Consider the following 24,815-nt stretch of genomic DNA (forward strand, 5'->3'; position numbering starts at 1 on the left):
AAAAAAAACGGCTTATCTGATTGGTAAGCCGTTTTTAATTTTCAGCCGGGCAGTGTATTTCAAAAGAAATAATTTCTTATCCTTGTAATCTATTTCAGTGTTGAGTAAGGTTTTATTTCCATAAACAATGAAAGAGGCTTGCCTTTTGGGGTAAGCCTCTTTCGCATTTAATTCACATCGTTTACAGGCTGAAACAAATATTTTTCGTAAATTCAAACAGTGGAAATAAAGTGTTTTTGTTATGGTCGCATCATTGGTTATAGGTATCATATTTTTGGTTGCAGGCTTGGGACTTCGTTACTGGATTAACCGCAGGAAGTTTTACAGGCGCAGCCCTATGGGAGCAGAGGGTTTCTCATCTTATGAAAGTTCGGTTTTCATTAAATTGATTGAAAGGGTTGGTAAATGGATAGCTTACGCACTGATTATTTTCGGTCTGTTGTCACTGTGGGTTTATTCCCGTGAGAAAAAGGAAAAACAGCAGCCTGAAGTAAAAACCGAACAATCTCGATAAAAAAACTATTCGCTTTAACTACCTCCACAAGATTTGTGAGCTAACGCAATTAATTTTTATTTAACTTTGTATGGTGAAGTTTATATCTTTAATATTAGCCGCCTATGTATTGCTTTTATCAGCAGTACCGACTTTTATTGAGGATAAATGTATGCAGAAGCATACTACCGAACAAGGACAAAACGGACAGGATGACCAAGATTGTAATAAGGGATGTTGCTCGCCTTTTTTTAGTTGCAACACCTGTACAGGATTTGTTTTAACTACTTTTCATTTCTCTATTGTCCATTCAGTAAAAGAACCGCAACGGAAGTTAGGAAATATGCTGACCCCACCTGTTTCTGATTTTCCATTTTCCATTTGGCGTCCCCCGCAACTTGCTTAATGTATAATGCTTTCAGCACAAATTAATTAAAAAGCGATGTCTTTGCATCGTCATAGCTTATTTATATACATTAAGTATCATTTTTACAATGAAAAAAATACTCATTGTGTCATTTTTTATGGCACTCAACCTTTGTGTATATGCACAAAATACATTAAACATTGTTGTAAAAAACAGTGAAACAAAAGAACCCTTGATTGGTGTAACAACATCTATAAAAGGCACCTCAATTGGAGGAACCTCGAACGAAAAAGGACAGATTATATTATCGAATATTCCTGATGGAATACAGGAGATACATTTTAGCTACGTAGGCTTTGAAGAGTTTATTGAAAAAATAGAATTTCCACTAAAGGATACCAATGTTATTGAAATTCTGCTCAAAGAAAATTCAGAGGAATTAGAGGGTGTTGTAATTACATCTACCCGAAGTACAAGAAGCATACAAAATATTCCTACACGTATTGAGTTTATTGGAAGTGAGGAGTTGGGAGAAAAAGGGAATATGAAACCGGGAGATATTCGTATGCTTTTGGCAGAAAGTACAGGTATTCACGTACAAACTACGTCGCCCACAAGTGCCAATGCGAGTATCCGTATTCAGGGACTTGACGGACGATATACACAAATCCTTAAAGACGGTTTTCCGATTTATTCGGGAGCTTCAAGTGGTTTGGGCTTATTACAAATTCCGCCACTTGATTTAAAGCAGGTTGAAGTTATCAAAGGCTCAACTTCTACACTTTACGGAGGTGGAGCAATAGCAGGATTAGTCAACTTGATTTCCAAAACGCCAACTGATGAAAGAAATTTGCGCTTTCATATCAACGGAACATCAGGGAGAGGTTTAGACATTAATGGTTTTTATGGGCAAAAATTCAATAAAATTGGAACAACTATTTTCGCTTCGCACAACAGAAACGGAGCTTATGACCCTGCAAAAATTGGTTTTTCCGCCATTCCAAAGTTTGAACGCTTCGTATTGAACCCTAAATTATTTGTTTACTTCAATGATAAAACGAAACTGAATTTTGGCATCAATACAACCATAGAGAACCGTTTGGGCGGCGATATACTTTACATCAAGGGCAAAGGGGATAATACGCATCAATATTTTGAAGAAAACAAAACACAACGCTATTCCACACAATTTGTTTTTGACCATTTAATTAATGAAAACAGTTCTTTTCAAATCAAAAACAGTGTAAGTTATTTTAACCGCAATACGGCTATTCCCACTTACGAGTTTGAGGGAACGCAAACAGCCACTTTTACGGAAGCTAATTATACTTACAGCAAAGAAAAGTCAGAATGGGTAACAGGCGTTAATATTTGGACGGACAATTTTAAAGAAAAGCAGATTACAGTATTTCCGTTAAGAGATTATAGCCAAACCACATTTGGGGCTTTCGTCCAAAATAATTTTAAAGCTACGGATTGGCTTCAATTGGAAGCAGGTTTAAGAACGGATTATGTTATAGATTATGGGGCTGTATTCTTGCCAAGAGTATCGGCGCTATTCCATATTGCAAACGGATTAACATCAAGGATTGGCGGCGGATTTGGATATAAAACACCCACTATCTTTACCGAAGAAAGCGAACGCTTACAATATCAAAACGTAATGCCAATTAACAATAAAACCAATAAACTGGAAAAAAGTTATGGTGGAAATGCAGATATAAATTACCGCACTAATATTGGCGATGGTTGGTCATTCAGTATCAATCAATTATTCTTTTATACCTATTTGAATAATCCTCTATTACTTGAAAATCCATCAGCTAATCTCTATCAATTTGTAAACTCTACTGGTTACATCCATACAAAAGGAACAGAAACCAATATCAAAATCGGTTACGATGATGTGAAATTATTTTTAGGGTACACTTATACAGATGCACAGTTACACCAAAATGCAACAACTACCGAAAGCCCGTTAACCCCAAAACACCGTATTAACTCGGTTTTAATGTATGAAATCGAAGACAAATGGAAAGTTGGTTTAGAAGCCTACTATTTCAGCCCGCAAAAGCTGAACGATGGAACAACAGGAAAAGACTATTGGACTTGTGGATTTATGGCTGAAAAGATTTGGGAAAGGTTTTCGTTATATGTCAATTTTGAAAATTTCCTTGATACAAGGCAGACACGTTTTGGCAACATTTATACAGGTACAATTAGTAATCCTATATTTAAAGACATTTATGCACCATTGGACGGATTTGTCATTAATGGCGGAATAAAATTTAGACTTTAAGAAGATGAATAAAACCATATTCAATATAACTAAAATGGATTGCCCAAGTGAGGAGCAATTAATCCGTATGAAATTGCAGGATTTCGATATGGTAAAGTCATTGGAATTTGATATTCCCAGTAGAAAACTAAATGTTTACCATAGTGGAAAACCAGAGCCGATTTTTTCGGCTTTGGAAACATTAAACCTGAATACGTCATTGATTTCAACTGAAGAAAGCAATGCAGTTCTTGAAACAGATACAAGCAATGACCAACGGAAACTACTTTGGACTGTACTGATTATCAATTTCGTTTTCTTTGGATTGGAAATGTTGTTCGGTATTTTTTCCAATTCAATGGGATTGATAGCAGACAGCTTGGATATGCTTGCAGACAGTATTGTTTACGCTTTGGCATTGTTTGCTGTTGGGGGTACGATTGCAAGAAAAAACAATATCGCCAAATTTGCAGGTTACTTTCAAATTCTGTTAGCCGTTATCGGTTTTGTTGAAGTTATCAGACGTTTTATCGGAATAGAAGCGATGCCTGATTTCAAAACAATGATTGTTGTTTCTGTTTTGGCGTTGATTGCAAACGTACTTTGTCTTTATCTATTACAAAAGAACAAAAGCAAAGAAGCCCATATGCAGGCTTCGATGATTTTCACTTCCAACGATGTTATAATCAATTCGGGTGTTATCATTGCGGGATTATTGGTCAATTGGCTCAATTCGAGTTATCCGGATTTGATTATTGGGGCAATTGTATTCGTGATTGTGGCAAGAGGTGCATATAGAATACTGAAGTTGGCAAAATAAAATAGCAGCAAATCATAGCCCCGAAATTCGGGGCTTTTTTTGTACCAAATCTTACTACTAACGCCAAACGCTGCCTTTCAAAGCCAAATCCTGCAACATTCTCCAACGCTGCAATAAGCCTTTATAAATTCGACTTCCACAGCAAAATTGAGCAAACTATGGAAGTAATCACAATACAAAAGTCCGTACTGGAGGGAATGAAAAATGAGCTGAAAGCACTTTTGGAACTGACCGAAAATGCTACGAAAAAATACACGCCAATTTTCAAAGAAGAAAAATGGCTCGATAACCAGGAAGTGTGTCTGATGATGAACATTACCAAGCGGACTTTGCAGACGTATAAGGACAAAGGACTATTGCCCTATTCCCGACTGAACCGTAAGAATTATTATAAACGCTCGGATGTACAGGCTTTGCTCGAAGCCGGACAGCCGTACAATACCGTTGAAAATGGATTTATTCGAGAATGACGAAATCATTGCCCATCAGGAAATGATAACGCTGCTAAGAACCCGTATCGAAAGTATATTGAAAAATTACCGTCCTGTAATGAACGGGGAAATATACCTGTCGGGCGAAGATGTGTGTAAGCTGCTCCATATCAGCAAACGAACTTTACAGCAATACCGTGATGACAATATCCTGCCGTATATACAGATAGGCGGTAAGATTATTTATAAGGAAAGCGATATTCTGACAATACTTGAACAGAATTATATTTCACAAAAAACAGTTTGACTGTAATCTTTTTTGTACTATATGCAGTCAAAAAGGCACGAGTTTAGTATCTTTGTTGTCGAAAATATAGAAAATACTTAAAGTGTTTTTGCTTTAAGTCCCACATTGAAAACTGGTAATTTTTAGACAACGGGACAGATAAGTAAGAACGCTCACGTCAAAAGGCGTGGGCGCTCGCTTATTCGTTGTCGGGCATACCAGTGCCTCAATGTGCGGTAAGTGTAGTTGCCTGCGCTCTTTTTTTGTGCCAGGCATCCACAACCTAAAACATTAAGGCTATGGAGAATGAGCATATTTTTTACCCCGAATTTGACTATCCTGCATCCCATCTATCTGCATTCACTCTCTGCATTGATGTTTTTATCGTATCTCTTAAAAACGGGGAAATTGTTCGTTTCAAGCCTCACGAAATAGCACACTTTAAAGAATGGCTTAATCATTTTAAGGTCAGGGACATTACGGTTAATAATGGCTTACCTCACGTTGACAGAACATCTGATTTATCTAAGTCTAAATACGGATTTTTCAATTTTATCAAAAGAAGAAAATGGGTAAAGAAAAAATAATTAAGATAGGAATGATAGACGACCACGACTTACTTAGGAAAGGTATCTGCGATTTTATACGGGACGACGATAATTTTGAAATCGTATTTGAAGCGGAAAACGGCAAATTAGCACTGAAAAAAATGGAGCAAATGGAAGTTATTCCCGATATAATGGTTGTTGATATAAATATGCCTGTAATGAATGGTTTTGAAACTGCTAAAGCATTGCTTGAAAAATATCCGCAAACCAAAATCTTGGCTTTTAGTATTAACGATGATGTGCAGGATGTGGTTAAAATGCTTAATAGCGGGGCAAAAGGGTATATCCTGAAAGGCGCAGACCCCGAAGAACTCAAAAAAGCCATCACGGTACTAAACGACGGAGGGCGTTATTTCAGTGCAGGTGTAGCTGAAGTAGCAAAAGAATATTACAAACAGTTTCCGCAATAGCAGGTTTCTTTGTTACTTTCTTTTCCGCTGAACTCACGAAAGAAAGTAATCACTCTAATCTAATTATGGGATAACGAATATCCCACGCAATAACGCTGCAACCTGTTTGGTAAAATGAAAAGGATTTGTAAGGGTGCATTTTGCTAAAGGGGATTGCACCAATTTAAAGCAAAAAGACTGCCCGACCATCGGGAGGATCTGTCTTTTTGCCGCCCGACTTTTCGGGTCAGGCGGCTTGTATTAGTTAATCGTTTTTAAATACTCGTAGTATCTTTCCGTTATATCCTTTCCTTTCCTGAAAGTGTCATTGGTATAACTGTAATGCTCTTCAAAAAACTTAACTTCTTTAGTGGTAAGGTCTATTAAATAGCGGTAATATGCGTTTATCCGCCTTTCATCCATCGTGCAATACTCTTTAAGCATTAAGAGTTCTTGCTCGCTGTTATCAAGGGATAACAAGGGCAAAAAAAGCCTTTCAACGATATAGCCCTGTTCGGGTGCGCTGCTGCTGTCGGCAACGCATACAAGGGATTTACCGTTACTCAATTTGATGTGAAGATTTGAACGTGTCATAATTTGAAATTTGATTTTTCTGATTAAGCAATTAATTGGGTTAATAAAAATTCTTCCGTCCAAAATTCTTCGCTCGTATGCTTCCCGTATGCTGTATAGTAGCCTGTACCGTTTGCCCTTAATACAAGCCTGTAACAGTCCAGTCGGTTTTCAGGTACGGTAAACGTTTCCTGCTCTTGCTCGTCAAGCTCCACAAATATCCATTCATTACCGTTTAGCAATTCTTCAATATTCGGGTTGTCGTTTTCGCCTGTCCTATAAAAATCTACTGCTGTATCATAGTAATTCATTGAGCAGAAATAGTGATTGCCCTCTAACGGCTTAACTAATGCAAGCCGTTTTGCCTGTTCTGTTTTCCATTCTTCGGATAGGTGGATAATTGCAAACTCGCAATTATCCCATTCGCTGTTGGCTTTAACCAAAATATGTGCTGTCGCTTTATCTGATAGTTTCATCGTTCTAAATTTTAATGGTGTTTAATTGATTTTCGCTTTTACGCTCTAACAAAGTGTCGAGTATTTCCCATTCGCTGTCGTACTCTGTTCCCTCAAAATGGTAGGTGTCCGTTTCCTCGTCTAATTCATAGCTGTCAAAGTCCTGGCTATCTAAACAGGTATCCGTTAGTATTCCTTCTTCAAATATTGCCTGACCATATACTAAGCATCCTAATTCCTCATAGTCCTGTGTGAAATTCACTTTGAAATGTTCGGCTATCTGCTTAACGGCATCCGTATTTGGCGACCATTTTGTTTCATACTGGAATACACCCGCACTTTCATTGTCCTGACTGATATTGTAGAAATAATCTCCGTGCGTGTCCTGTACGAAATCGGGTAATTGCCCGCAGTCGTCTTTCTGTTCCTGTTCAGCCATTGATTTGAATAGCTTTGTTATCTGTTCTATTGCTTCGGCTGTTCCCTCAAAAACAACCCAATTGTTGCACCAATTAGCCATAATTATTTATCGTTTAAGGTTATCTGTAAAAATTTGTCACTCCCGAAAAGCAGGTGTATCGCCTGTTTTAATTGCGGGTTGCATTGTGCATCCTCTGTATATTCAATCAGGCAATGAATAGCGAAAATTGAATTGTGTCCGTCAAAAAAATGGTCTGTAAACCAGTGCGGGCGTTTCCAAAGTCGTTCATTTTGTCTATCCCTTTTTGTGCATTCTGCACAAGCCTGTACCAAAATTCAGCAGTAAAAAATCCCTTTTGATACCAACCCTCACGAAAGGCGGTTTCATTTTGCAGGAAGTAGTCGCATTGCTTTTTTATAGCGTTTTGCAGGTTCTCCAGTTCTGCGGGAAACAGTTTGCATAATAAGCCCGCTTTATCGAGGTTATCCATTTTATCTAATGCTTTCATATCTTTTGTTTTTAGTAGGCGACCACCTTTGCAGGCAGTCGCCTTTGATGATTAATTGAAGTTGAAAATCTCTGCTCCTGAATAGGCAAAGTCTGTACACAGTTCAAAGGCTTTTTGGGTCTTTAGCTGTGCTGTACCACCCATAACAATGGATTGTAGTTTGGCTTCGCCATCCCTGTAATTGCGTACATTCTGAAAGTAGCCTGTAACGGCATTGTAAGCCCCGAATAATGTGCCTTTGGTAGTTGCCATTTGTTGGGTATCGCTTATCATAGCGTATTCAAAGGCATCATCTACGGTGTTTTTGAATACGGTGGAAACTTCATCTTCCGCACCTTTTTTAAGCAGGTTAAGCGTTTCTTTGTTCGGGCAAAGTGCCAACTGGATTAGCTTTCTTACTTCTCGGTCTGTTACCCTTACTTTAGCCCAGTCGTTAAAAATGTTCTCTAATTGTGTGCTTAGGGTGTTGGCAAGCCCCATAACCTTGTGAGCATTTTCAAGGCGTTGTTTTGCTCCTGACGTGTGTTTGATACGCACTACGTTGGTCATACTCCGCAATGATGCGTTCAGGGTGTTTTGGCATACGATACGGATAGGAGTAAACGCTGCGGTAATACTTCCGCTACCGTCGTGGCTTGTGGTTAAGAAGATGTACTTTTCGGTAACATCGTCGCCGTTACCTACTCGGATATAGTCGGGCAGCTTGGCAGTGATAAAAATGCGTTCCCCGTTGCCCAATGCTCCTGCGGTTTCGTACAATATCCCATCGCCTGCGCCTACAATAGCATCAAAGAAATTGAACGCCTCACGGTTTTGTACGATATGGTAGTCTTTGCCTACTACGCCCAACGGTGTATTGGTGTCGGTGCGGAGTGTGGCGAAACTGTTAGGTACTAAGATGTCATTGGCTTCAATCAGTTCTCCGCTGCCGCCTATGCTCATTGTTCTGCCCTGTGTAAATAGTGGGGATTTGATAACCTCGTAATCTAAACCTGCGTGTACTATTGCTTCCTCGCTTGTTGGGTACTGCTCTACGATTTGCCCCAAACCGTGCCACGCTTTTTGTTGAACGCTGAAAAATGAATGACGTCCTGTTTGCTCGTTGAAATTGATGTTGTGTGCCATAATGCTAAATTTTTGATGTTGAAAAAATGTTATTTACTCACTCGCTTTTCTCGTTTCCCGCTTCCCGTTGTGGTTTGCTCCGCTTCGCTTCGCATAAATTTTTCCAAAAGAAAAACCGGAAAAAAGAAAGCAGATAATCCAAGCGGGCTAAGCGGGAAAACCAAAAGGAAACGGAATAAGTCCCGGAGGGTGGCAAGGCAACACACAGCAACTCGGCAAAGCCGTCATTTTGCCTTGCCATTATGCCGTAGTCTTTTGGTTGGGCGTGTGCGGTGGCTGCCCGCTATAACTTAGCTGCCTTTTTACCGGTTGATTGTGGAAATTTTCTGTTCTAAAATTTTATGGCATTAATGACCAGGCTATCATAGCCTGTAATAGAGATTTGAAAAACGGAATAGCAGGGGGCGTTAGATAAGGGCTTCGTTTTTCAATTTTCTATTTAGCAAGTAGGTAATAAGCTCTTTTACAGCGTTGGACTGGGTAGAGGAAAGTAAATGTGCTTTACCTACATAAAAGTATGGGCATAAAAAAAGCAGAACCGTTAAGTTCTGCTCATTGTGATTAAATAAAAGCTGATTAGATTGCCATCATAAATGCTTCTTCCATAGCTTTGAATTTAGGGGTAACCAAATCCATATCCTTACTGATTTTTTGGCTTGTGATTTTAGCGTAAATCTGTGTGGTGGAAATGTTTTTATGCCCCATCATTTTGCTAAGGCTTTCAAGCGGTACACCCTCGGTCAAAAACATTGTTCCGAAAGTATGCCTTGCCGTGTGAAAGGTTACTTTTTGCTCCGTAATAATCTCTGCCTTTTCAACCAGTTTACCTATGTGCGTATTGCAGGTTGCATTGGTCGGAACCGGAAAGATAAATTCATTCCTTGTCGTACCCTGATACTTCTCAATGATACGCTTAGGGATTTCCATTAACCGAACATTTGAAGCAATATCTGATTTCTTTCTCCTGCTGATAATCCATTGATGACCGTCAAAGAATGATTGAATATTGTTCCTTGTCAGTTTTTTAATATCCGCATAAGCAAGTCCGGTAAAACAACTAAAAATAAACAGGTCTTTTACCAGTTTATACCGTGGGTGCGGTGGTACGCACATCATCAGCTTTTCAACATCTTCTTTAAGGATATAACCCCGGTCGGTTTCTTCCATATTGATTTCGTAATCCTGAAAAGGATTATCACGTATCAAGCCTTTTTTAATAGCCAGTTCCACAAGGGCTAATACAGGCATCGTGTACACCCAAACTGTATTGTGGGAAGACTGCAAATCATACCGGAGGTAAAAATCAAACTCCCGGATAAAATCGGAAGTCAATTCCCGAAAAGCCATATCATCACGATGATAGCGTTCCTTTATAAATGTGGTAAGATGATTGTAAACTGTGATATACTTGTTGTAGGTGCTTTGTGAGCGTTCTTCCTTTTCGACCAATTTTTTAAAATCCTCATTTTGGTTGTTGAAAACTTTTAGGATAGCATCATCCATTACGCCGACACCCAAAAATGATAGCTTTACTTTTTGGGCGGTCGCAAAGCCCTCGTGCTTCAGCATATCTTCATAAATCTTGTCGATACGCCCACGTATATTATCCAGTTTTTTATTGATGCTTAATGCCTGCGCACTTTTGCCCTGAACTCTTCCGTGTTTCAAATCCCAATTATTGGGGTCAATTTCTAACTTTGTTCCGAAAGTCTTAGGGGTTCCGTCAATGGTAATACGTCCCATAATCGGGGCATTACCGTTCTTTTTCAGTTCGTTCTTTTTCAAATAGAAAAGCAGTTTGAACGTCGATTTTTTTGCCTGTTCCATAACTCAAATGTTTAACGTTTAAAATTAAATTACATTGAGTTACAAGGGAATGTAGAAAAGGGTGCAAAAGACTGAAATATAATCAGTTAAGCTATGCTGTTGCCTTTGTCAATCGGTAACGAATTAGTAACCTAACCTTGTCAATTTAAGCCCCAAACCTATCAGACACCGACTTCCGAACTAAGACTACTCTTTTTATAAAGCCTTGTATAGCAAAGGTTTTAACCGTTTTGCTTATTTTTGCTTTTTACTAATCTTTTTTCTAAAAAAAAATTAATCCCTAAAATCTGGAGAATAATTAAATCGCACCATTTTAGCCGTATCAATCCGATTGTATTTTTTATCGTATTTTAATATTTTGACTCCTTTGTAAATCTTATTCAAAACCTGTAAAACAAAGATATAACTGCTTGATTAGCAGCCTTTGAATTATAAAATAATTGTATATAATTTAATATTCATTAACCAATTACATGCAATAAGATGAGCACTTTAATGACAGCCTTTCCAGACTTGGTCACCACATCATCACCCCTTGTGCTGCGGCAAATGGATTTACAATTCCTTCCATCCAATACTGCTTTTACCTTCTTATTGCAAATCCCGAATAATCAACTGGAAAATTCCTTCCGAACCTATTTTTCAAAAATTGAATGGCTCAGCAATTGGTGTCTCTTTCCATGTGGCGTATCCATTGTCCTCCTCATGATCACCTTATTCATATTTATCAGGCAATACAAAAAGATAATTTCGAAATATAAGGACAACAAGCAATTGTTAAACAAGCAAGAACAGGAGGCTAAGGTATTATTGGTGAAGGTAAATGATGCGTTTGAGGAAGTAATCCAATTAGCACGATCCAACCACCCTAACTTTTATGTTCGCTTTCAGGAATGCTATCCGCAATTTGAGCCTAAGCTCCTCCAATTAAATCCCAATCTACAAAATTCAGAATTAACGCTGTTAGCTTATATCTATTTGAATTTCCAAACGAAAGAAATTGCAGATTATACGTTCAAATCTGTGAAAACAATCCAGAACAGGAAACACCTGCTGCGAAAAAAATTGAATATTCAACCTTCTGTAGATCTATATGTGTGGTTGAGGTCATGAGACGTTATCCCCATTATCAATAGATGACTATTGCTTTTAAGTAAAGACAAAATTCAGCCACTCCGCGAAGTACTTAATATCATCTTAATTAAGAAATATTTAGATGGATTGGGTACCACATAGGTATGTCAATATTCTGCTTTCATGCGCTTATTCTCTTTCTTTGCGAGCTTCTAAAAAAGTCTCCATGAATATTAATTAAGCATGAATAACAAAACAAATAATTATCATCCACCACAGATCAAAGTTTATCCAATCCAATTCGAACACGATATTGCTATCGGTTCTGCTGAAGTATTTTCAGGAAGTGAAAATTCGGAAACAACCCCGGAGATTTTTGAATGGCAAGACAAAGGCAGTGAACAAATCCTTTTAGAAATTTAGGCACAACCACATGATGAAGTATAGAAAAGCAGGTTTTTGCTACCTAATGAGTAGCGTAATAATCTTATTCATTTTAAGTTCCTGTAAAAAAGGGGCAGATATAGATTATGAAAATGGGGAAGCACTATTAACGCTAAATGCGTCGATTAAAGAGAATGGAAATATTCAATTGAAAAGAAGTAAATCCACTTTCTCAAAAAACCACGCGAAATTATCACAGAATACCATTGCTCGAAGAACTTTACAGAGCGATTTTGAGGTCCAGGTTTCTTCGGAAGATTTCTATGGATTTAGTCGAGACAGTGGCTTAAAAGCAGGAACAACACCTAGCAAAGGTGTTATGAAAAATGAAAGAACAGAAAAGTTAAAATCAGGTGTTTCCTATATCTTGAAAATCTTTCGAGATAACCAGGGAATCCGGGGCAATCAAATTGGCGAAGACCATATCCTGAGTTCGGGGGAAGAACATCCTAAACAGATAAAATTGGATGGTGGTCAGCGGTATCACTGGATTGCTATATCCAACAATGAAAACAACCCGCCAACGGTTAATAATAACGAGATTTCCCAAAAGGACGCGCTCAATAAAGACATCTTGTATGCTTCAGGAAGCTTTACAGCGGTTCAAGGTAAAAATCTTTTGAACATCCAGTTCGAGCACAAAACTTCACGCATAGAAATCAGTATTGATAGCCGAGGTATGTCTATGCCTTTTTCAGAAGGTAGTAATGGAAAGATTTCCATGGGAAGTGGTAAAGATGCTTCCTTCTTGGGAATGATAAAAAGTAAAACTTTTAATATTCTCACCGGGGAATTTATCGGAGAAGCAGCCTTCGTTCCTGATATTCCTTTTGTCCTTACAGATTCGGAAAGAACCATTTCAAAATCCGTTATTTTCCACAGTGCTGAGCCTGTAACCCTCGTAGAAAATCAAATGTCCATTAGGGTTGGCGACATTAGCTTTTGGGCGTGGTTCCTGAATAATAAAATTTCCTTTACTGAATCTAAATATCTAGCGGCTAAAAATTCTGCAGTAGTTGTCAATCCGGGCGAAAAATATGCTATTGCATTGGATTTCATCCAATCTCCAGCTGAGATCAATGGCATTAAATGGTCACGAGAGAGCCTTGCATTCCATCCAGACACCCCTTATGGAATGCCACAATTGCGGTTTATGGGTGTATTCGGTCATCAAGCATTTCACCATATAAACCCCAACGTAAATTATTTCCGTTGGAATGCGCTTCACCCACTGGATGCTACAAACACGGGGAGCTATGATTCAACAAAGGATCCATGCTTACAAGTCTATCCAAAAGGTATTTGGCGAATGCCAACAGCTGATGAGGCTGAGAGCCTAGTAACATTGCCAGCAGAAAATATTCAGGTCAGTTGGCAGGATAACGCTGTTCTGCGGCATAATGTTGGTATTCGGATAGCGCATGTTCCTTCCGGACCGGCAGCTAAAGAATACATATTCCCTCAGCGGTATATGGCTATTTTTTTCCAAGGATATCGATCACATCCATACGATGAAAACGAACCTATTCCTTATTTAAACAGCATAAGAGATTATTATAGCGAAGTATATAAAGAAGGCAGGCAAATCTATTCGAATCCTGTCAGTGCCATGTTCTGGACAAGCAATGTTGGTTCAACACCAGGAACGGCAAAAGCCTATGTAAGGCAGGCTACCTATACTCGGATCAATGAAAAAGAAATCCGTGTAGATTTTGGAGAAGCAACAATTCAAGATGTGGATCGGAACCTTGGCTTACAAATCCGATGCATCCGCACAAAATAACAGCACTTTCCCAATAAAATCCAAACCTAATGCATGGGTTTGGGTGTTATTTTTTATTAGTTGAAATCCCGGTAAGGAAAGCGAATGCAATCCCCATCCGGGATTTTTTATGCTTTTATCCCATCTGCTCTTTCCTAAAGCATTGAAAGATAATATTACGGGAAATTACCAAGGGATACCAGAAACAAAAAAAAGCCTATCGACTCACGTCGACAGGCTAATATAAATAATAATGAAAGTGATTAGCTTAAGAAAGATGTCCAATCGGAATCCACTTCATAATCCTGAATTGGATTAGCGTGGTTTTTGCTGTTCAACTGACCAGCAAACATCATTAGATCCATTTGGATATGTTGTCTTGTGATTTCAACCAATTGCGCATTGAACCCTTGTAGTTTCAAGACAAATTGGAAGCTGATCACCCGTGCGATCATACGGCCGATCGTCACCAAATCACGCTGGTTAAAGCCACCATCGACACTGAAATTCAATTGCTCTTTAAAGTAAGGCGCACTGATATTGGCAGTCGGATATCCTGTTAAAAAGGTATATAAATTCGTTTCTTTGGCTTTACGCATCAATTTCAAGAGCGCTTCAGCAATCTGACCATACAGCATTTCATTGGAACCTTCAAAAATCTGGAATGGTCTGCTGTCCACCACCGAACGGCCAGCGATGTGATCCAATCGGTATCCATTCGCTCCAGCCAGTTGCAAGCTGATCTGTGCCGATTCTTGCATCAGGTCAGTGATCAACGCTTTCAATGTATTGGCTTCAATGCTTAATGTAGCAAGGTCATTTTCAATACCACTGGTTTCCACGCTGTATGCACACATTCCTGAATTTAGCGTATAAGCCGCCTGAATTCGTGAAATCTGGTATTTTACGGAATCCAAATTGGATAAAGGCGCCCCGCCCACCATGCGGGTATTGCAATGCTGTAGTGTTTCATCCAACAGGCGTTTGATAAAACCCATCCCCATTCCTGGGAATTGCAATCTACTGCGATGCAACATATCCAACATCAACTTAATCCCAGTACTTTCCGGATTTAATTTTTGATCAGCAGGAACCGTTACGTCAATCGGATTGATTCCATAAGGAATCGCATATAATCCCAGATTATTATAACGTTCCACCATTGGAATGTGTTGATTTGGATTCTTATTTTCCGTAACAAAGAAATCAATATCCCTGGTCAATTCGCCATTTTCATTGGCTTTACGTGCAGTGACCAACCAATAGTCGGCTGCACCGCTCAAACCTTGCCAGTGTTTTTCGCCCTGTATTTTATAATCATCGCCAATAGCCTGATAGTTCGTTTTCATATTCAACGCATCGCTACCATATGCTTTTTCCGTGATCATCAAACCACCCATGGCGTTATTCTCTAAGAAATCCTTAAAAACACGTTCTTGCACCGTGTAATTACCATATTTGGCCAAAGGCTCCAAGAATAAGGCAATATTGATCCCGAACATCAGCGATAATGCCAATGATTCGTAAGATGCTGCTGCGAGAACACTTAAACATTCTTTTACCTGCACCCCACGACCGCCGAAATGCGAAGGGATAGCAACCGCCAAAGGTTGTTTCTTCATGATCTCTGCTAGAAATTCAGCAGGAAAATCGCGCTTTAAACTGATGGCGCTGTAATCAAATTCTTCTCTAAATAAATGGTATAAATGCTTTTTGAATGACTTAATGTAGCTATCGAAATCTACTTGTCCTATTACCTCGTTCATTTTCTAATCCTATAAATTATGCTTTACAATCTTATTCATCTTCGATGTCTCCATATGAAGGAAACATCAATTTGCATGCTTTGCGCAACTCTCCTAGCGCATTGCTATTGCTTTATGTAAAATTAAGGCGATATCCGGGCATTGACTATGAAGAACGCGACAATAAATAGGACAAATCGTGCACACTTACCAAATCATTCTTTTATGGCCATCAATATAATTAATTGAAATCTTGATTGTTAACTTAGAATAAAATTTTTAAAAACAGAAAGCAGGATTTTTTCATACTCCACACTTTGGTTCTTTCTTGAATTTTTGGATTTTCGGGGTTTCCTTAAATTTCAATCTTATTTACCCAGGGATCGGCGATAATCTGAAGGTGATATGCCCACTATTTTCTTAAATAAACGGGTAAAATAAGAGGGGTCGGCAAAGTCCAGTTCATAGGCTATAGTCGCGATACTCTTATTGGTTTCAAGAAGCATTAATTGGCTATTGATGATCGCAACTTCAAGGATCAATTCTTTGGATGACTTTTTAAATACAGTAGATACACAGCGATTCAGATAGTTCACCGATACCGCTAATTTATCAGCATAGAAATTCACTGATTTTTCATTGTTAAAATGGAGATGTACCAATTGCTTAAAAGCAATAGCAATTTCCTGCCGACGTGCCAGGGTTTTATTGGCATTGGATACCTTGATGATTTTCAGGATAACCGATTTAAATAAGCTTTCGTAGAATTCGGTATACGGGTTTTTGCCATAGATCTCCTTATACAACAGATCCAGCAACGCCGTAAAATCCTGACTATCATCCGGATGCAGGTTCAACAATGGAGCAATGGTAAAGATATTCAGGATCTCCTGTTCGCGAAAAAGCGAGGTCATGGACTGTTCTTTTATCAGCACGCAATATCCCTGTGCCGATTTATCGACGGAGTGGATAGCGGAAATATTCCCATAGTTACTGATCAAAATCGCCGGTGCCTGCACCATAAAAGTCGTCGATTCAATCTGTTGTTTGAAATGACCAGCTGTCAGATGTATCAAAAGATTATACCCCAAAAAGATAGGTGGAATGGGGGTTTTCAGGTACGGAGCAATATCCTTTAATGGAAATATTTTTATTGGGGTCTGGATATAAGTTAAATGCTTAAGGCTGGGCACCATAAACTTGGCAACAAACTCATCTGCATTAATCTTATCTTTTTTCATTTCCGTGCTATTGATACGAATAACGTAAAATAAGGGAAATAATGCAAATCCACAATCTGAATATATCTAGGGGTCTACGTACGAAATGACACATTCTACTGGCCGGGTACATTTCCCACAGGAATTGAATTCCATGGACTGTCCAATCCTAAAAAAGCTATACACAAAAACAAAGTGTATGGAAACAATAGAAAGAGAGTTTGAGTTCGCTGAGCGGACCAGTAAGAAGCAGCCATTCGACAAGCGTTTGATCCTCCACATGCTGGATCAGATCGAACTTGGGGTCCCCCGCCGGGACCTGATGGAACAGTACGGTGTCTCCGAAGTGAGCCTGATCCGCTGGATGAAGAAGTTCGGGCGACAGCCCATTGGGGCAAAGCGGTATACCACCGAGCTGAAGCGTTCAGTGATCAGGGCGGTCCAGGACGGGATGAGCGCCTACCGGGCGGGGAACACCTTTGATATCTCCTGCGGTACGGTCTCCAGATGGGTCAGGGAATATAAGGGGAAAAATACCGAACTTAGTTCCCCAGAACCCGATGATATGGCCAACAAGAAACCCGTAGACCCCAAAGAGGCAGAGATCCTGGCCCTGAAGAAGGCCCTGGAATATGCAAACCTGAAGATCAGGGCATTGGATACCATGATCGATATTGCCGAGGAACAGCTCAAGATCGACATCAGAAAAAAGTCTGGTGCCAAGCGGTCGTAAAGATCAAACAGGAATCCCCAGCAATGGGGATCCGTTTGATCTGCGGACTGTTTGGCAAAACAAGGCATGCGTACTATGACCGCCAGTGGCGGGTGCAGGATGTCGGACTGAAGGACGAGATCATCCTGCAGCACGTGCTGCGGATACGCAGCGAACAGAAGAGGATCGGTACCCGGAAGCTGCTCCATATGCTCGCCGGCCCCCTGCAGGAACATGGGATCAGGATCGGCCGCGACTATCTCTTCGCCCTGATGAGGGAGCATTCCCTACAGATCAGGGTCAGGAAGAGGAAGGCGGTCACCACCGATTCGCGGCACTGGATGAAGAAGTACAGAAACCTGATAAAGGAACTTGCGGTCGAGCGCCCCGAGCAGGTCTGGGTAAGCGACATCACCTATGTACAGCTCAACCGGCGCTGGGGATATCTGAGCCTGGTCACCGATGCCTATTCCAGAAAGATAGTGGGCTGGGCGTTCAGGGGCGACCTCTCGGCACAGGGATGTATCGATGCCCTGCAGATGGCACTGCAGCAGAGGCAGTATCCGGGAAAGGGACTCATACACCACTCCGATCGGGGTTCGCAGTACTGTAGCAAAGGCTATGTGGATATCCTACGCACCAACGGGATCGGGGTCAGCATGACCGAGAACGGGGATCCCTATGAGAATGCGATAGCCGAACGGGTGAACGGCATACTGAAGGCGGAGTTTGACCTCTACGCATCACAGAGTGGCCTGAGGGAGACCACAAGAAAGATCAGGGAGAACATCAGGGTATACAACAACCTAAGGCCCCACGCGAGCTGTGATTACCTCACACCTGAACAGGCACATATGAGGTCAGGTGCGCTGAGAAAGAGATGGAGACCGAAAAAATATCCAATAGTGCAGAAAGAGTTTGTATAGTACATATAGTATTACCAAATTTGCCTGTATAATCAATTCAGAATTAATCCAATAATTTGTATAGCTATATAAGGACAAGACAGACCTTGTTCGAGGTGAGAGCGTGGTGAGAGCGTACTGAGAGCGAGGTGAGAGCGTGTCTATAGGCACGCTCTCACCTCGGTAGAACCCCGCACGCACCTCGGACGCACCTCAGACAAGGTCTCCTAAGGTCTTAGTGTGGTCGTGATCACAGTCTACCGTGCTATCAGTCTGTGTTCAATACCTTAAACAGGGCGCTTCTGCTTTCCTTGTTAAATCTTGGCAGAATGAATAGCCGTAAAAAAAATGCGTTTTTTATACCAATCCAATGATTATTCAACAATACCCTTACGTTGCCTTTGAATAAATACAAGCGTAAAGACAACACCTACACAGGCCATGGCTGCACCTACGAGAACCGGTGAATTATACCCCAAACCTGCGACCAAAGGAAGACCACCAAAAAAGGCTCCCAAAGAATTGCCGATATTAAATGCTGCCTGGATCAGGGATGCGCCCAGCATCTCTGCACTTTTTGCCGTTTGGATCATCAACAATTGAATCGGTGATGCTAGGGAGAGTGAAAGTGCGCCCGCCAAAAATGTCAAAATAAGGGAGATGATCTGATTTTCTGATAAGAAATAGATCCCAATTAGCACCAAAACCATGGAGATCAATAAGGCGAGACAAACCTTGGAAGCGGAAAATCGATCGGTCAATTTAGCCCCTACAATATTCCCGACAAACATCCCAAAGCCAACCAGGACCATGATCATGGACATGTGATCGGGCTTGAATTTGGATATTTCCGTCATTAAAGGCGCGATATAACTGATCCAGGCAAACAGTCCGCCTGTTCCAATACTAACGATAATAATGATCAACCATACCTGTAGGCTCTTGAATATGCCCATTTCGGATTTCAGGTCGCCCTGTTCTCCAAGTTCAACATTCGGCAAAAGCCATTTCAATGAAAAAATCGTGACCAGACCGATAAAACCTACGATGCCAAAGGTGTACCGCCAGGAAAACTCATGCCCTACCCATGTCCCCACAGGAACAAGTGCAAGATTCGCCAAGGTGAGTCCCGCGAACATGACCGCAATGGCACTGGCCTGTTTGCCCTCGTCGGCAATCCGACTGGCCACAACAGCACCAATCCCGAAGAATGCTCCATGGGGAAGCCCCGAAAAGAACCGCGAAATCAGCAGTAAATGGTATGAACTGGCCACTGCTGAAATTAAATTGAATAACGTAAAGGCGATCATGAGCATGATCAACATTTGCTTTGGTCTGAACTTCCGACCTAAGCTAACCAATAACGGTGCTCCCACCACAACACCCAATGCATAGCTGGAAATCAAATGACCTGCAGTCGGGATATCGATTGTTAAATCCTTGGCAATATCCGGCAACATGCCCATCATGACAAATTCTGTTGTCCCAATGCCCAAGCCTCCCAGCAACAACGGCAATAACTTTTTGTTAATCATGTATTTTCGAAAAATAAATTAAAATATGGGCCTCAATAATGAATTCGAACGAGATGCCCAAGAAATTCGGTTGATTTAAAATCAAATGCGTTGGGTCAGAGCAACCCAAGCCCGGCTTAGAAATCAGGCCCAAATTTCAGCATTGTATCATGGAGTTACAAGATTAATTTCATAAAGTTTTTCTATCGCTTATGGATAGAAACTATAGTGTCCAATTTCCTAAAATTAGTTTCGATATCAGGTAAATAAGGGCTAATTTTAAAAATACTTTTGTAGGTTTGTATGGTAATGAAAGTTATCTCGGCGATATTGACCCTGTACATTCTGGTATTGACATTTATACCATGCAGTGATCATTTTGCCGAAACGGATTGCTTCGGACACGATCATACCGAAGAACACCACCGGCCAAAAGAGCATTCTCATGATCACTCCAAGGACAGTTGTACCCCATTCTGTACATGCTCCTGTTGTGGCATTTCGCTGACAGCTGCCGAGGAAATCAATTTCCCAATCATTGAACCTTTCGAAACCCATTATTCGATCGACCGATCCGACAAAGAGTACTCCCTAATCAATAAATACAACGTCAATATCTGGCAACCACCCCAAGTATAATGCCCACTTTTCATCCCGCATAGCACAGCTTTGTGGATTTTTTGAGTTTGCACCATCCTAAGATAAGTTGGTGTTCGCATTGTTGTATTTAATCGTTGACTTGTGTTAGATAAAATCATAAGATTCAGTATTAAGAACAAGATCATTATTGGCATAATGACGCTGGTTCTCATTATCTGGGGCACTTGGAGTGCCACCAAATTACCAATCGATGCCGTCCCTGACATCACGAACAATCAGGTTCAGATTTTTACCTCCTGCCCGACCTTGGCTGGTCAGGAAGTGGAACGTTTAGTTACCTTTCCCATAGAACAGTCCATCGCCAATGTACCGGATATAGAGGAAATCCGCAGTATTTCCCGTTTTGGACTATCGGTCATAACCGTTGTGTTCAAAGAAGAAATAGATATCTATTTCGCCCGACAGCTGATCAATGAGCGACTTGGTGAAGCCATGGAAGACATCCCACCTGGTATCGGGACACCGGAAATGGCGCCCGTGAGTACCGGTCTCGGGGAAGTTTACCAATACATCATCCACCCGAAAAAAGGCAGTGAATCGAAATACAATGCCAAGGACCTGCGCGAAATGCAGGATTGGATTGTTGCTCGGCAGCTCTACGGTACCCCGGGCATTGCCGAGATCAACAGCTTCGGTGGTGAATTGAAACAATATGAGGTTGCCATCAATCCGGAACGGCTACGGTCCATGGGCGTCAGTATTCCAGAAGTCTTTACCGCTTTGGAAGACAACAACCAGAATACTGGTGGGGCTTATATTGACAAGAAACCGAATGCCTATTTCATCCGGGGCATCGGGTTAGTGACATCTCTGGAAGATGTCGGCAATATCCCCGTAAAGACTGACGGCATGGTGCCGATCTATGTGAAGGATGTGGCCGATGTCCGGTTGGGTTCCGCGGTGCGCTATGGTGCGCTGACTTATAACGGAGAAGTGGATGCTGTAGGTGGCGTTGTTATGATGCTGAAAGGCGAAAACAGCAATGAAGTGGTCAAAAGGGTGAAGGAAAAGCTACCAACGATACAGGCATCCCTACCTGATGATGTGACGATCGAAGCCTACCTGGATCGGACGGATCTGGTGGATCGTGCCATAAGTACCGTTCAAAAGAACCTTATTGAAGGTGCCTTGATCGTCATATTTGTTTTGGTGCTCTTTTTGGGAAATTTACGAGCAGGCTTGATCGTAGCTTCAGCCATTCCCCTATCCTTATTGTTTGCCTTAGGCATGATGAATGTATTCGGTGTCAGTGCCAACTTGATGAGCTTGGGGGCCATAGATTTTGGGTTGATCGTGGATGGTGCCGTCATTGTGGTCGAAGCGACCCTTCATCACCTGGGTCTCCGCAAGACTACCCATAAGCTCAGCCAGCAGGAAATGGATCAGGAAGTCTTTGATTCCGCGTCGAAGATCCGGACACAAGCTGCCTTTGGGGAAATCATTATTCTCATCGTTTATATCCCTATTCTTACCTTGGTCGGTGTAGAAGGGAAAATGTTCACCCCCATGGCAAAAACCGTAGGTTTTGCCATCCTTGGGGCATTGATTCTCTCGTTGACCTATATTCCGATGATGTGTGCTTTATTCCTTCCGAAGAAACCGCACAACAAACGCACCTTTAGTGACAAAATGGTAGATAAATTGCACGATTGGTATGCTCCGATCCTGGATAAAGCCATCCGTTTAAAATACATCATCGTAACGGCCGCGATCGGTTTATTTTTATTTTCCATCTTTCTGTTCAGCCGGATGGGTGGAGAATTTATCCCGCAGCTGCAGGAAGGTGATTATGCATTCCATTGTATCCTTCCTCCGGGCACTTCCTTAAGCCAGAGTCTGGAAACATCCATGCAGGCATCACGGATCATCAAGGGATTTGATGAAGTGAAGATGGTCGTTGGAAAAACAGGTGCTGCGGAAGTACCTACGGATCCCATGCCCCCTGAAGCAACCGACATCATGGTGATCCTACATCCACAAAAAGAGTGGACCTCCGGCCGTTCATATACTGAACTCGGCGAAGCCATCATGGAAAAATTGCAGGTTATTCCAGGTGTATTCTTTGAAAAGAACCAACCTATTCAAATGCGTTTCAACGAATTGATGACCGGAATCCGACAGGATGTGGCCGTTAAGATATTTGGCGAAAACATGGACACGCTGGCGAATTATGCCAACCGCGTAAATAGCATTATCCAAACCGTCCAAGGTGCAACGGCACCTCAGGTGGAACAGGTTTCCGGATTGCCACAGATTAATATCACCTACGATCGCGTCAGAATGGCAAATTATGGGTTATCTGTTAAAGATGTCAATGATATTGTCAGCACCGCTTTTGCCGGAAAAAGCACCGGTAAAGTCTATGAAAATGAGCGCCGTTTTGACTTGGTCGTTCGATTGGATAGTACGCATCGGAAGAACATGGATAATGTAGCCAATTTGTTGATTCCGACAAAGAATAACATCCAGGTACCCCTATCCCAGGTGGCCTCCATTGACTTTACTGTTGGTCCGGCACAAATCAGCCGTGAAGCTGGAAAAAGGAGGATTGTCATCGGCTTCAATGTATCAGGCCGGGATGTGCAGTCCGTCGTTGAAGAGATTCAGGATAAACTTCAACAACAGGTGAACTTGCCTTCTGGCTATTATTTCACCTATGGTGGTCAATTTGAAAATCTGCAAAAAGCAAGTGCCCGATTAATGATCGCCGTACCTATTTCACTGGCCTTAATTTTCTTGCTTCTGTATTTCACTTTCCATTCCTTCAAGCAGGCTACATTGATCTTTACAGCGATTCCAATGAGTGCTATCGGTGGGGTGTTCGCCTTACTTTTGCGTGATATGCCATTCAGCATTAGTGCGGGCGTAGGGTTTATAGCCTTATTCGGCGTAGCTGTTCTCAATGGCATTGTCCTGATCGGCAAATTCAACCAACTCGAAAAGGAAGGCATGACCGATATCATCCAACGGGTGAAAGAAGGAACACAGATTCGGCTTCGCCCAGTACTGATGACTGCAGCAGTTGCCTCATTAGGATTTTTACCAATGGCGATTAGCACAAGTGCCGGTGCGGAAGTACAGAAACCATTGGCAACCGTCGTTATTGGTGGACTTGTCACAGCAACCATCCTTACCCTATTTGTATTACCGCTGTTGTACATCATCTTCAACACAAAATTTAATTTTAAAGGAACCAGAACAATGAAAACATGGGTAATTGGATTTATACTTTTCGGCAGCACCCTATCATTTGCACATGCGCAGGAGCGCTTAACAATAGATCAGGCGATTGAAACGGCCGTAAAAAACAATAAAGACATACAGGCCAAAGGAAGGTATGTGGAGGCGACGCAAAGTTTATTGAAAACGAGTGGGGAATTGCCAAAAACAGCATTGAATTTCCAATATGGACAAAACGACGGCTTTGAAAAGAACGACGCCATTTCCATCGCACAGAACATCCCCTTCCCGACGCTGTTCAAATCAAGGAAAGCCTTGGTCACTGAGCAGATCAAGGAAAAGCAAGTGGATCGCTTGTGGTCCATCAATCAGATCAAGCAATTGGTCAGGACCTATTTTTACCAGATTGATTACCTCGAACACAATGCCAAGGAGTTGCATACGCTGGATAGCATCTATCAGGATTTTATCCGGATAGCACATGTACGCTACAATGCTGGCGATACGAAAAAGGTCGATATCAGCACGGCAGAAGCCAAACGCGGAGAGATCAGCTTACTTTATCAACAGAATCAGGTGCTATTAACCAACGCTTATGCCAGTTTAAGTAATGTCATGCAAACAGAAGCTGACTTTCGCATTGTGACATCGACGGATTATCAGCCGCTGATGATTACAGATGCCATTGATACGGTCAACCTGGACCAGCATCCCCAAGTGCAGGCACTATACCAACAGGCAAGGATAGCAGAGGCGAATAAATCCGTAGAACGATCCACAGGCCTTCCCGATTTCACTATCGGATACACCAATGCGTCCATCATTGGATTACATGAAAGAAATGGTGTAGAGAAATTTTACGGCCGCGGACAGCGATTCCACGCGTTTGAGATTGGGGTTGGAATTCCTTTAACTTTCGGCTCGACCAAGGCTAAGATGAAGTCCCTGGATTATCAAAGGCAAGCAATGGAGTTGGAAGCCAACTGGCAGAAATCACAACTTTAACAGGAATTACAGA

24 protein-coding genes are annotated in these 24,815 nt (G+C 41.3%); 15 read left to right on the forward strand and 9 right to left on the reverse strand.

The features are described from left to right. The first annotated feature begins 241 nt into the window (after positions 1-241). The 8 genes from G6N79_RS14425 to G6N79_RS14460 all read left to right on the forward strand — a co-directional run bounded on the left by G6N79_RS14425 (position 242) and on the right by G6N79_RS14460 (position 5,693). The gene (locus G6N79_RS14425) at positions 242-514 is read left to right on the forward strand and encodes a molybdenum ABC transporter permease (protein ID WP_066436434.1); all 273 of its coding nucleotides are present in this window, start codon (positions 242-244) and stop codon (positions 512-514) included. A gap of 70 nt (positions 515-584) precedes the next feature. Next, positions 585-899: a hypothetical protein gene (locus tag G6N79_RS14430; RefSeq protein WP_013632608.1), complete on the forward strand. Its 315-nt coding sequence runs from the start codon at positions 585-587 to the stop codon at positions 897-899. Positions 900-987: 88 nt separating this feature from the next. Continuing rightward, positions 988-3,159, forward strand: a complete 2,172-nt coding sequence (locus G6N79_RS14435) for a TonB-dependent receptor (protein WP_103905094.1) — start codon at positions 988-990, stop codon at positions 3,157-3,159. A 4-nt stretch (positions 3,160-3,163) separates the two neighbouring features. Further along, positions 3,164-3,958 carry a cation efflux transmembrane domain-containing protein gene (locus G6N79_RS14440; protein ID WP_013632606.1) on the forward strand — a complete coding sequence of 265 codons (795 nt, stop codon included), beginning with the start codon at positions 3,164-3,166 and terminating at the stop codon, positions 3,956-3,958. Positions 3,959-4,116: 158 nt separating this feature from the next. Then, positions 4,117-4,428, forward strand: coding sequence for a helix-turn-helix domain-containing protein (locus tag G6N79_RS14445; protein ID WP_066436440.1), 312 nt, complete (start codon positions 4,117-4,119; stop codon positions 4,426-4,428). Then, positions 4,409-4,696, forward strand: coding sequence for a helix-turn-helix domain-containing protein (locus G6N79_RS14450; RefSeq protein WP_066436443.1), 288 nt, complete (start codon positions 4,409-4,411; stop codon positions 4,694-4,696). The genes G6N79_RS14445 and G6N79_RS14450 overlap by 20 nt, the downstream gene beginning before the upstream one ends. Before the next feature lie 278 nt (positions 4,697-4,974). Continuing rightward, on the forward strand, positions 4,975-5,262 hold the full coding sequence (locus G6N79_RS14455; RefSeq protein ID WP_091520313.1) for a hypothetical protein: 288 nt from the start codon (positions 4,975-4,977) through the stop codon (positions 5,260-5,262). Continuing rightward, positions 5,244-5,693: a response regulator gene (locus tag G6N79_RS14460; RefSeq protein ID WP_103905093.1), complete on the forward strand. Its 450-nt coding sequence runs from the start codon at positions 5,244-5,246 to the stop codon at positions 5,691-5,693. Before G6N79_RS14455 ends, G6N79_RS14460 begins: the two co-directional genes overlap by 19 nt. A gap of 240 nt (positions 5,694-5,933) precedes the next feature. On the opposite strand, the gene G6N79_RS14465 is transcribed toward G6N79_RS14460, so the two are convergent. The 6 genes from G6N79_RS14465 to G6N79_RS14490 form a co-directional block, all read right to left on the reverse strand. Continuing rightward, positions 5,934-6,266 (reverse strand): penicillin-binding protein, encoded by a 333-nt coding sequence (locus G6N79_RS14465; protein WP_066436448.1) that lies wholly within the window; start codon positions 6,264-6,266, stop codon positions 5,934-5,936. 23 nt (positions 6,267-6,289) lie between these two features. Next, positions 6,290-6,721 carry a hypothetical protein gene (locus G6N79_RS14470; RefSeq protein ID WP_066436453.1) on the reverse strand — a complete coding sequence of 144 codons (432 nt, stop codon included), beginning with the start codon at positions 6,719-6,721 and terminating at the stop codon, positions 6,290-6,292. Positions 6,722-6,725: 4 nt separating this feature from the next. Further along, positions 6,726-7,220 carry a DUF1281 family ferredoxin-like fold protein gene (locus G6N79_RS14475; RefSeq protein WP_103905092.1) on the reverse strand — a complete coding sequence of 165 codons (495 nt, stop codon included), beginning with the start codon at positions 7,218-7,220 and terminating at the stop codon, positions 6,726-6,728. Between the two features lie 106 nt (positions 7,221-7,326). Beyond that, positions 7,327-7,629 (reverse strand): hypothetical protein, encoded by a 303-nt coding sequence (locus G6N79_RS14480; protein WP_234993141.1) that lies wholly within the window; start codon positions 7,627-7,629, stop codon positions 7,327-7,329. Positions 7,630-7,680: 51 nt separating this feature from the next. Continuing rightward, positions 7,681-8,754, reverse strand: coding sequence for a DUF932 domain-containing protein (locus G6N79_RS14485; protein ID WP_103905091.1), 1,074 nt, complete (start codon positions 8,752-8,754; stop codon positions 7,681-7,683). A gap of 576 nt (positions 8,755-9,330) precedes the next feature. After that, the gene (locus G6N79_RS14490) at positions 9,331-10,581 is read right to left on the reverse strand and encodes a site-specific integrase (protein WP_103905090.1); all 1,251 of its coding nucleotides are present in this window, start codon (positions 10,579-10,581) and stop codon (positions 9,331-9,333) included. 483 nt (positions 10,582-11,064) lie between these two features. Between G6N79_RS14490 and G6N79_RS14495 the strand changes: the two genes are divergently transcribed. From G6N79_RS14495 to G6N79_RS14505, 3 genes are all read left to right on the forward strand, one after another. Then, positions 11,065-11,694, forward strand: coding sequence for a helix-turn-helix transcriptional regulator (locus G6N79_RS14495; protein ID WP_146060567.1), 630 nt, complete (start codon positions 11,065-11,067; stop codon positions 11,692-11,694). 204 nt (positions 11,695-11,898) lie between these two features. Continuing rightward, a complete protein-coding gene (locus tag G6N79_RS14500) occupies positions 11,899-12,078 on the forward strand; it encodes a hypothetical protein (protein ID WP_103905088.1) in 180 nt (59 codons plus the stop codon). A gap of 10 nt (positions 12,079-12,088) precedes the next feature. Next, the gene (locus tag G6N79_RS14505) at positions 12,089-13,882 is read left to right on the forward strand and encodes a fimbrillin family protein (RefSeq protein WP_146060566.1); all 1,794 of its coding nucleotides are present in this window, start codon (positions 12,089-12,091) and stop codon (positions 13,880-13,882) included. Between the two features lie 242 nt (positions 13,883-14,124). Here the strand turns inward: G6N79_RS14505 and G6N79_RS14510 are convergent, their stop codons facing one another. Together G6N79_RS14510 and G6N79_RS14515 are read right to left on the reverse strand one after the other, a co-directional pair. Further along, complete coding sequence (locus G6N79_RS14510; protein ID WP_103905086.1) at positions 14,125-15,627, reverse strand: acyl-CoA dehydrogenase family protein; 1,503 nt, start codon at positions 15,625-15,627, stop codon at positions 14,125-14,127. A gap of 347 nt (positions 15,628-15,974) precedes the next feature. Further along, a complete protein-coding gene (locus tag G6N79_RS14515; RefSeq protein ID WP_103905085.1) occupies positions 15,975-16,847 on the reverse strand; it encodes a helix-turn-helix domain-containing protein in 873 nt (290 codons plus the stop codon). A 178-nt stretch (positions 16,848-17,025) separates the two neighbouring features. Here G6N79_RS14515 and G6N79_RS17580 point away from each other — a divergent pair, with 178 nt between their 5' ends. Both G6N79_RS17580 and G6N79_RS14525 read left to right on the forward strand, forming a co-directional pair. Further along, positions 17,026-17,559, forward strand: a complete 534-nt coding sequence (locus tag G6N79_RS17580; protein ID WP_146060690.1) for a transposase — start codon at positions 17,026-17,028, stop codon at positions 17,557-17,559. Between the two features lie 23 nt (positions 17,560-17,582). After that, the gene (locus tag G6N79_RS14525) at positions 17,583-18,464 is read left to right on the forward strand and encodes an IS3 family transposase (RefSeq protein WP_103908025.1); all 882 of its coding nucleotides are present in this window, start codon (positions 17,583-17,585) and stop codon (positions 18,462-18,464) included. Positions 18,465-18,817: 353 nt separating this feature from the next. On the opposite strand, the gene G6N79_RS14530 is transcribed toward G6N79_RS14525, so the two are convergent. Continuing rightward, positions 18,818-19,978, reverse strand: a complete 1,161-nt coding sequence (locus G6N79_RS14530; protein WP_234993181.1) for an MFS transporter — start codon at positions 19,976-19,978, stop codon at positions 18,818-18,820. 282 nt (positions 19,979-20,260) lie between these two features. Between G6N79_RS14530 and G6N79_RS14535 the strand changes: the two genes are divergently transcribed. Next, positions 20,261-20,596, forward strand: a complete 336-nt coding sequence (locus tag G6N79_RS14535) for a DUF6660 family protein (protein ID WP_146060602.1) — start codon at positions 20,261-20,263, stop codon at positions 20,594-20,596. A gap of 102 nt (positions 20,597-20,698) precedes the next feature. Continuing rightward, positions 20,699-24,802 (forward strand): CusA/CzcA family heavy metal efflux RND transporter, encoded by a 4,104-nt coding sequence (locus G6N79_RS14540; RefSeq protein ID WP_478403548.1) that lies wholly within the window; start codon positions 20,699-20,701, stop codon positions 24,800-24,802. Positions 24,803-24,815: the final 13 nt, after the last annotated feature.

Origin of the sequence: Sphingobacterium lactis, from assembly GCF_011046555.1 — a bacterium.
Taxonomy (GTDB): domain Bacteria; phylum Bacteroidota; class Bacteroidia; order Sphingobacteriales; family Sphingobacteriaceae; genus Sphingobacterium; species Sphingobacterium lactis.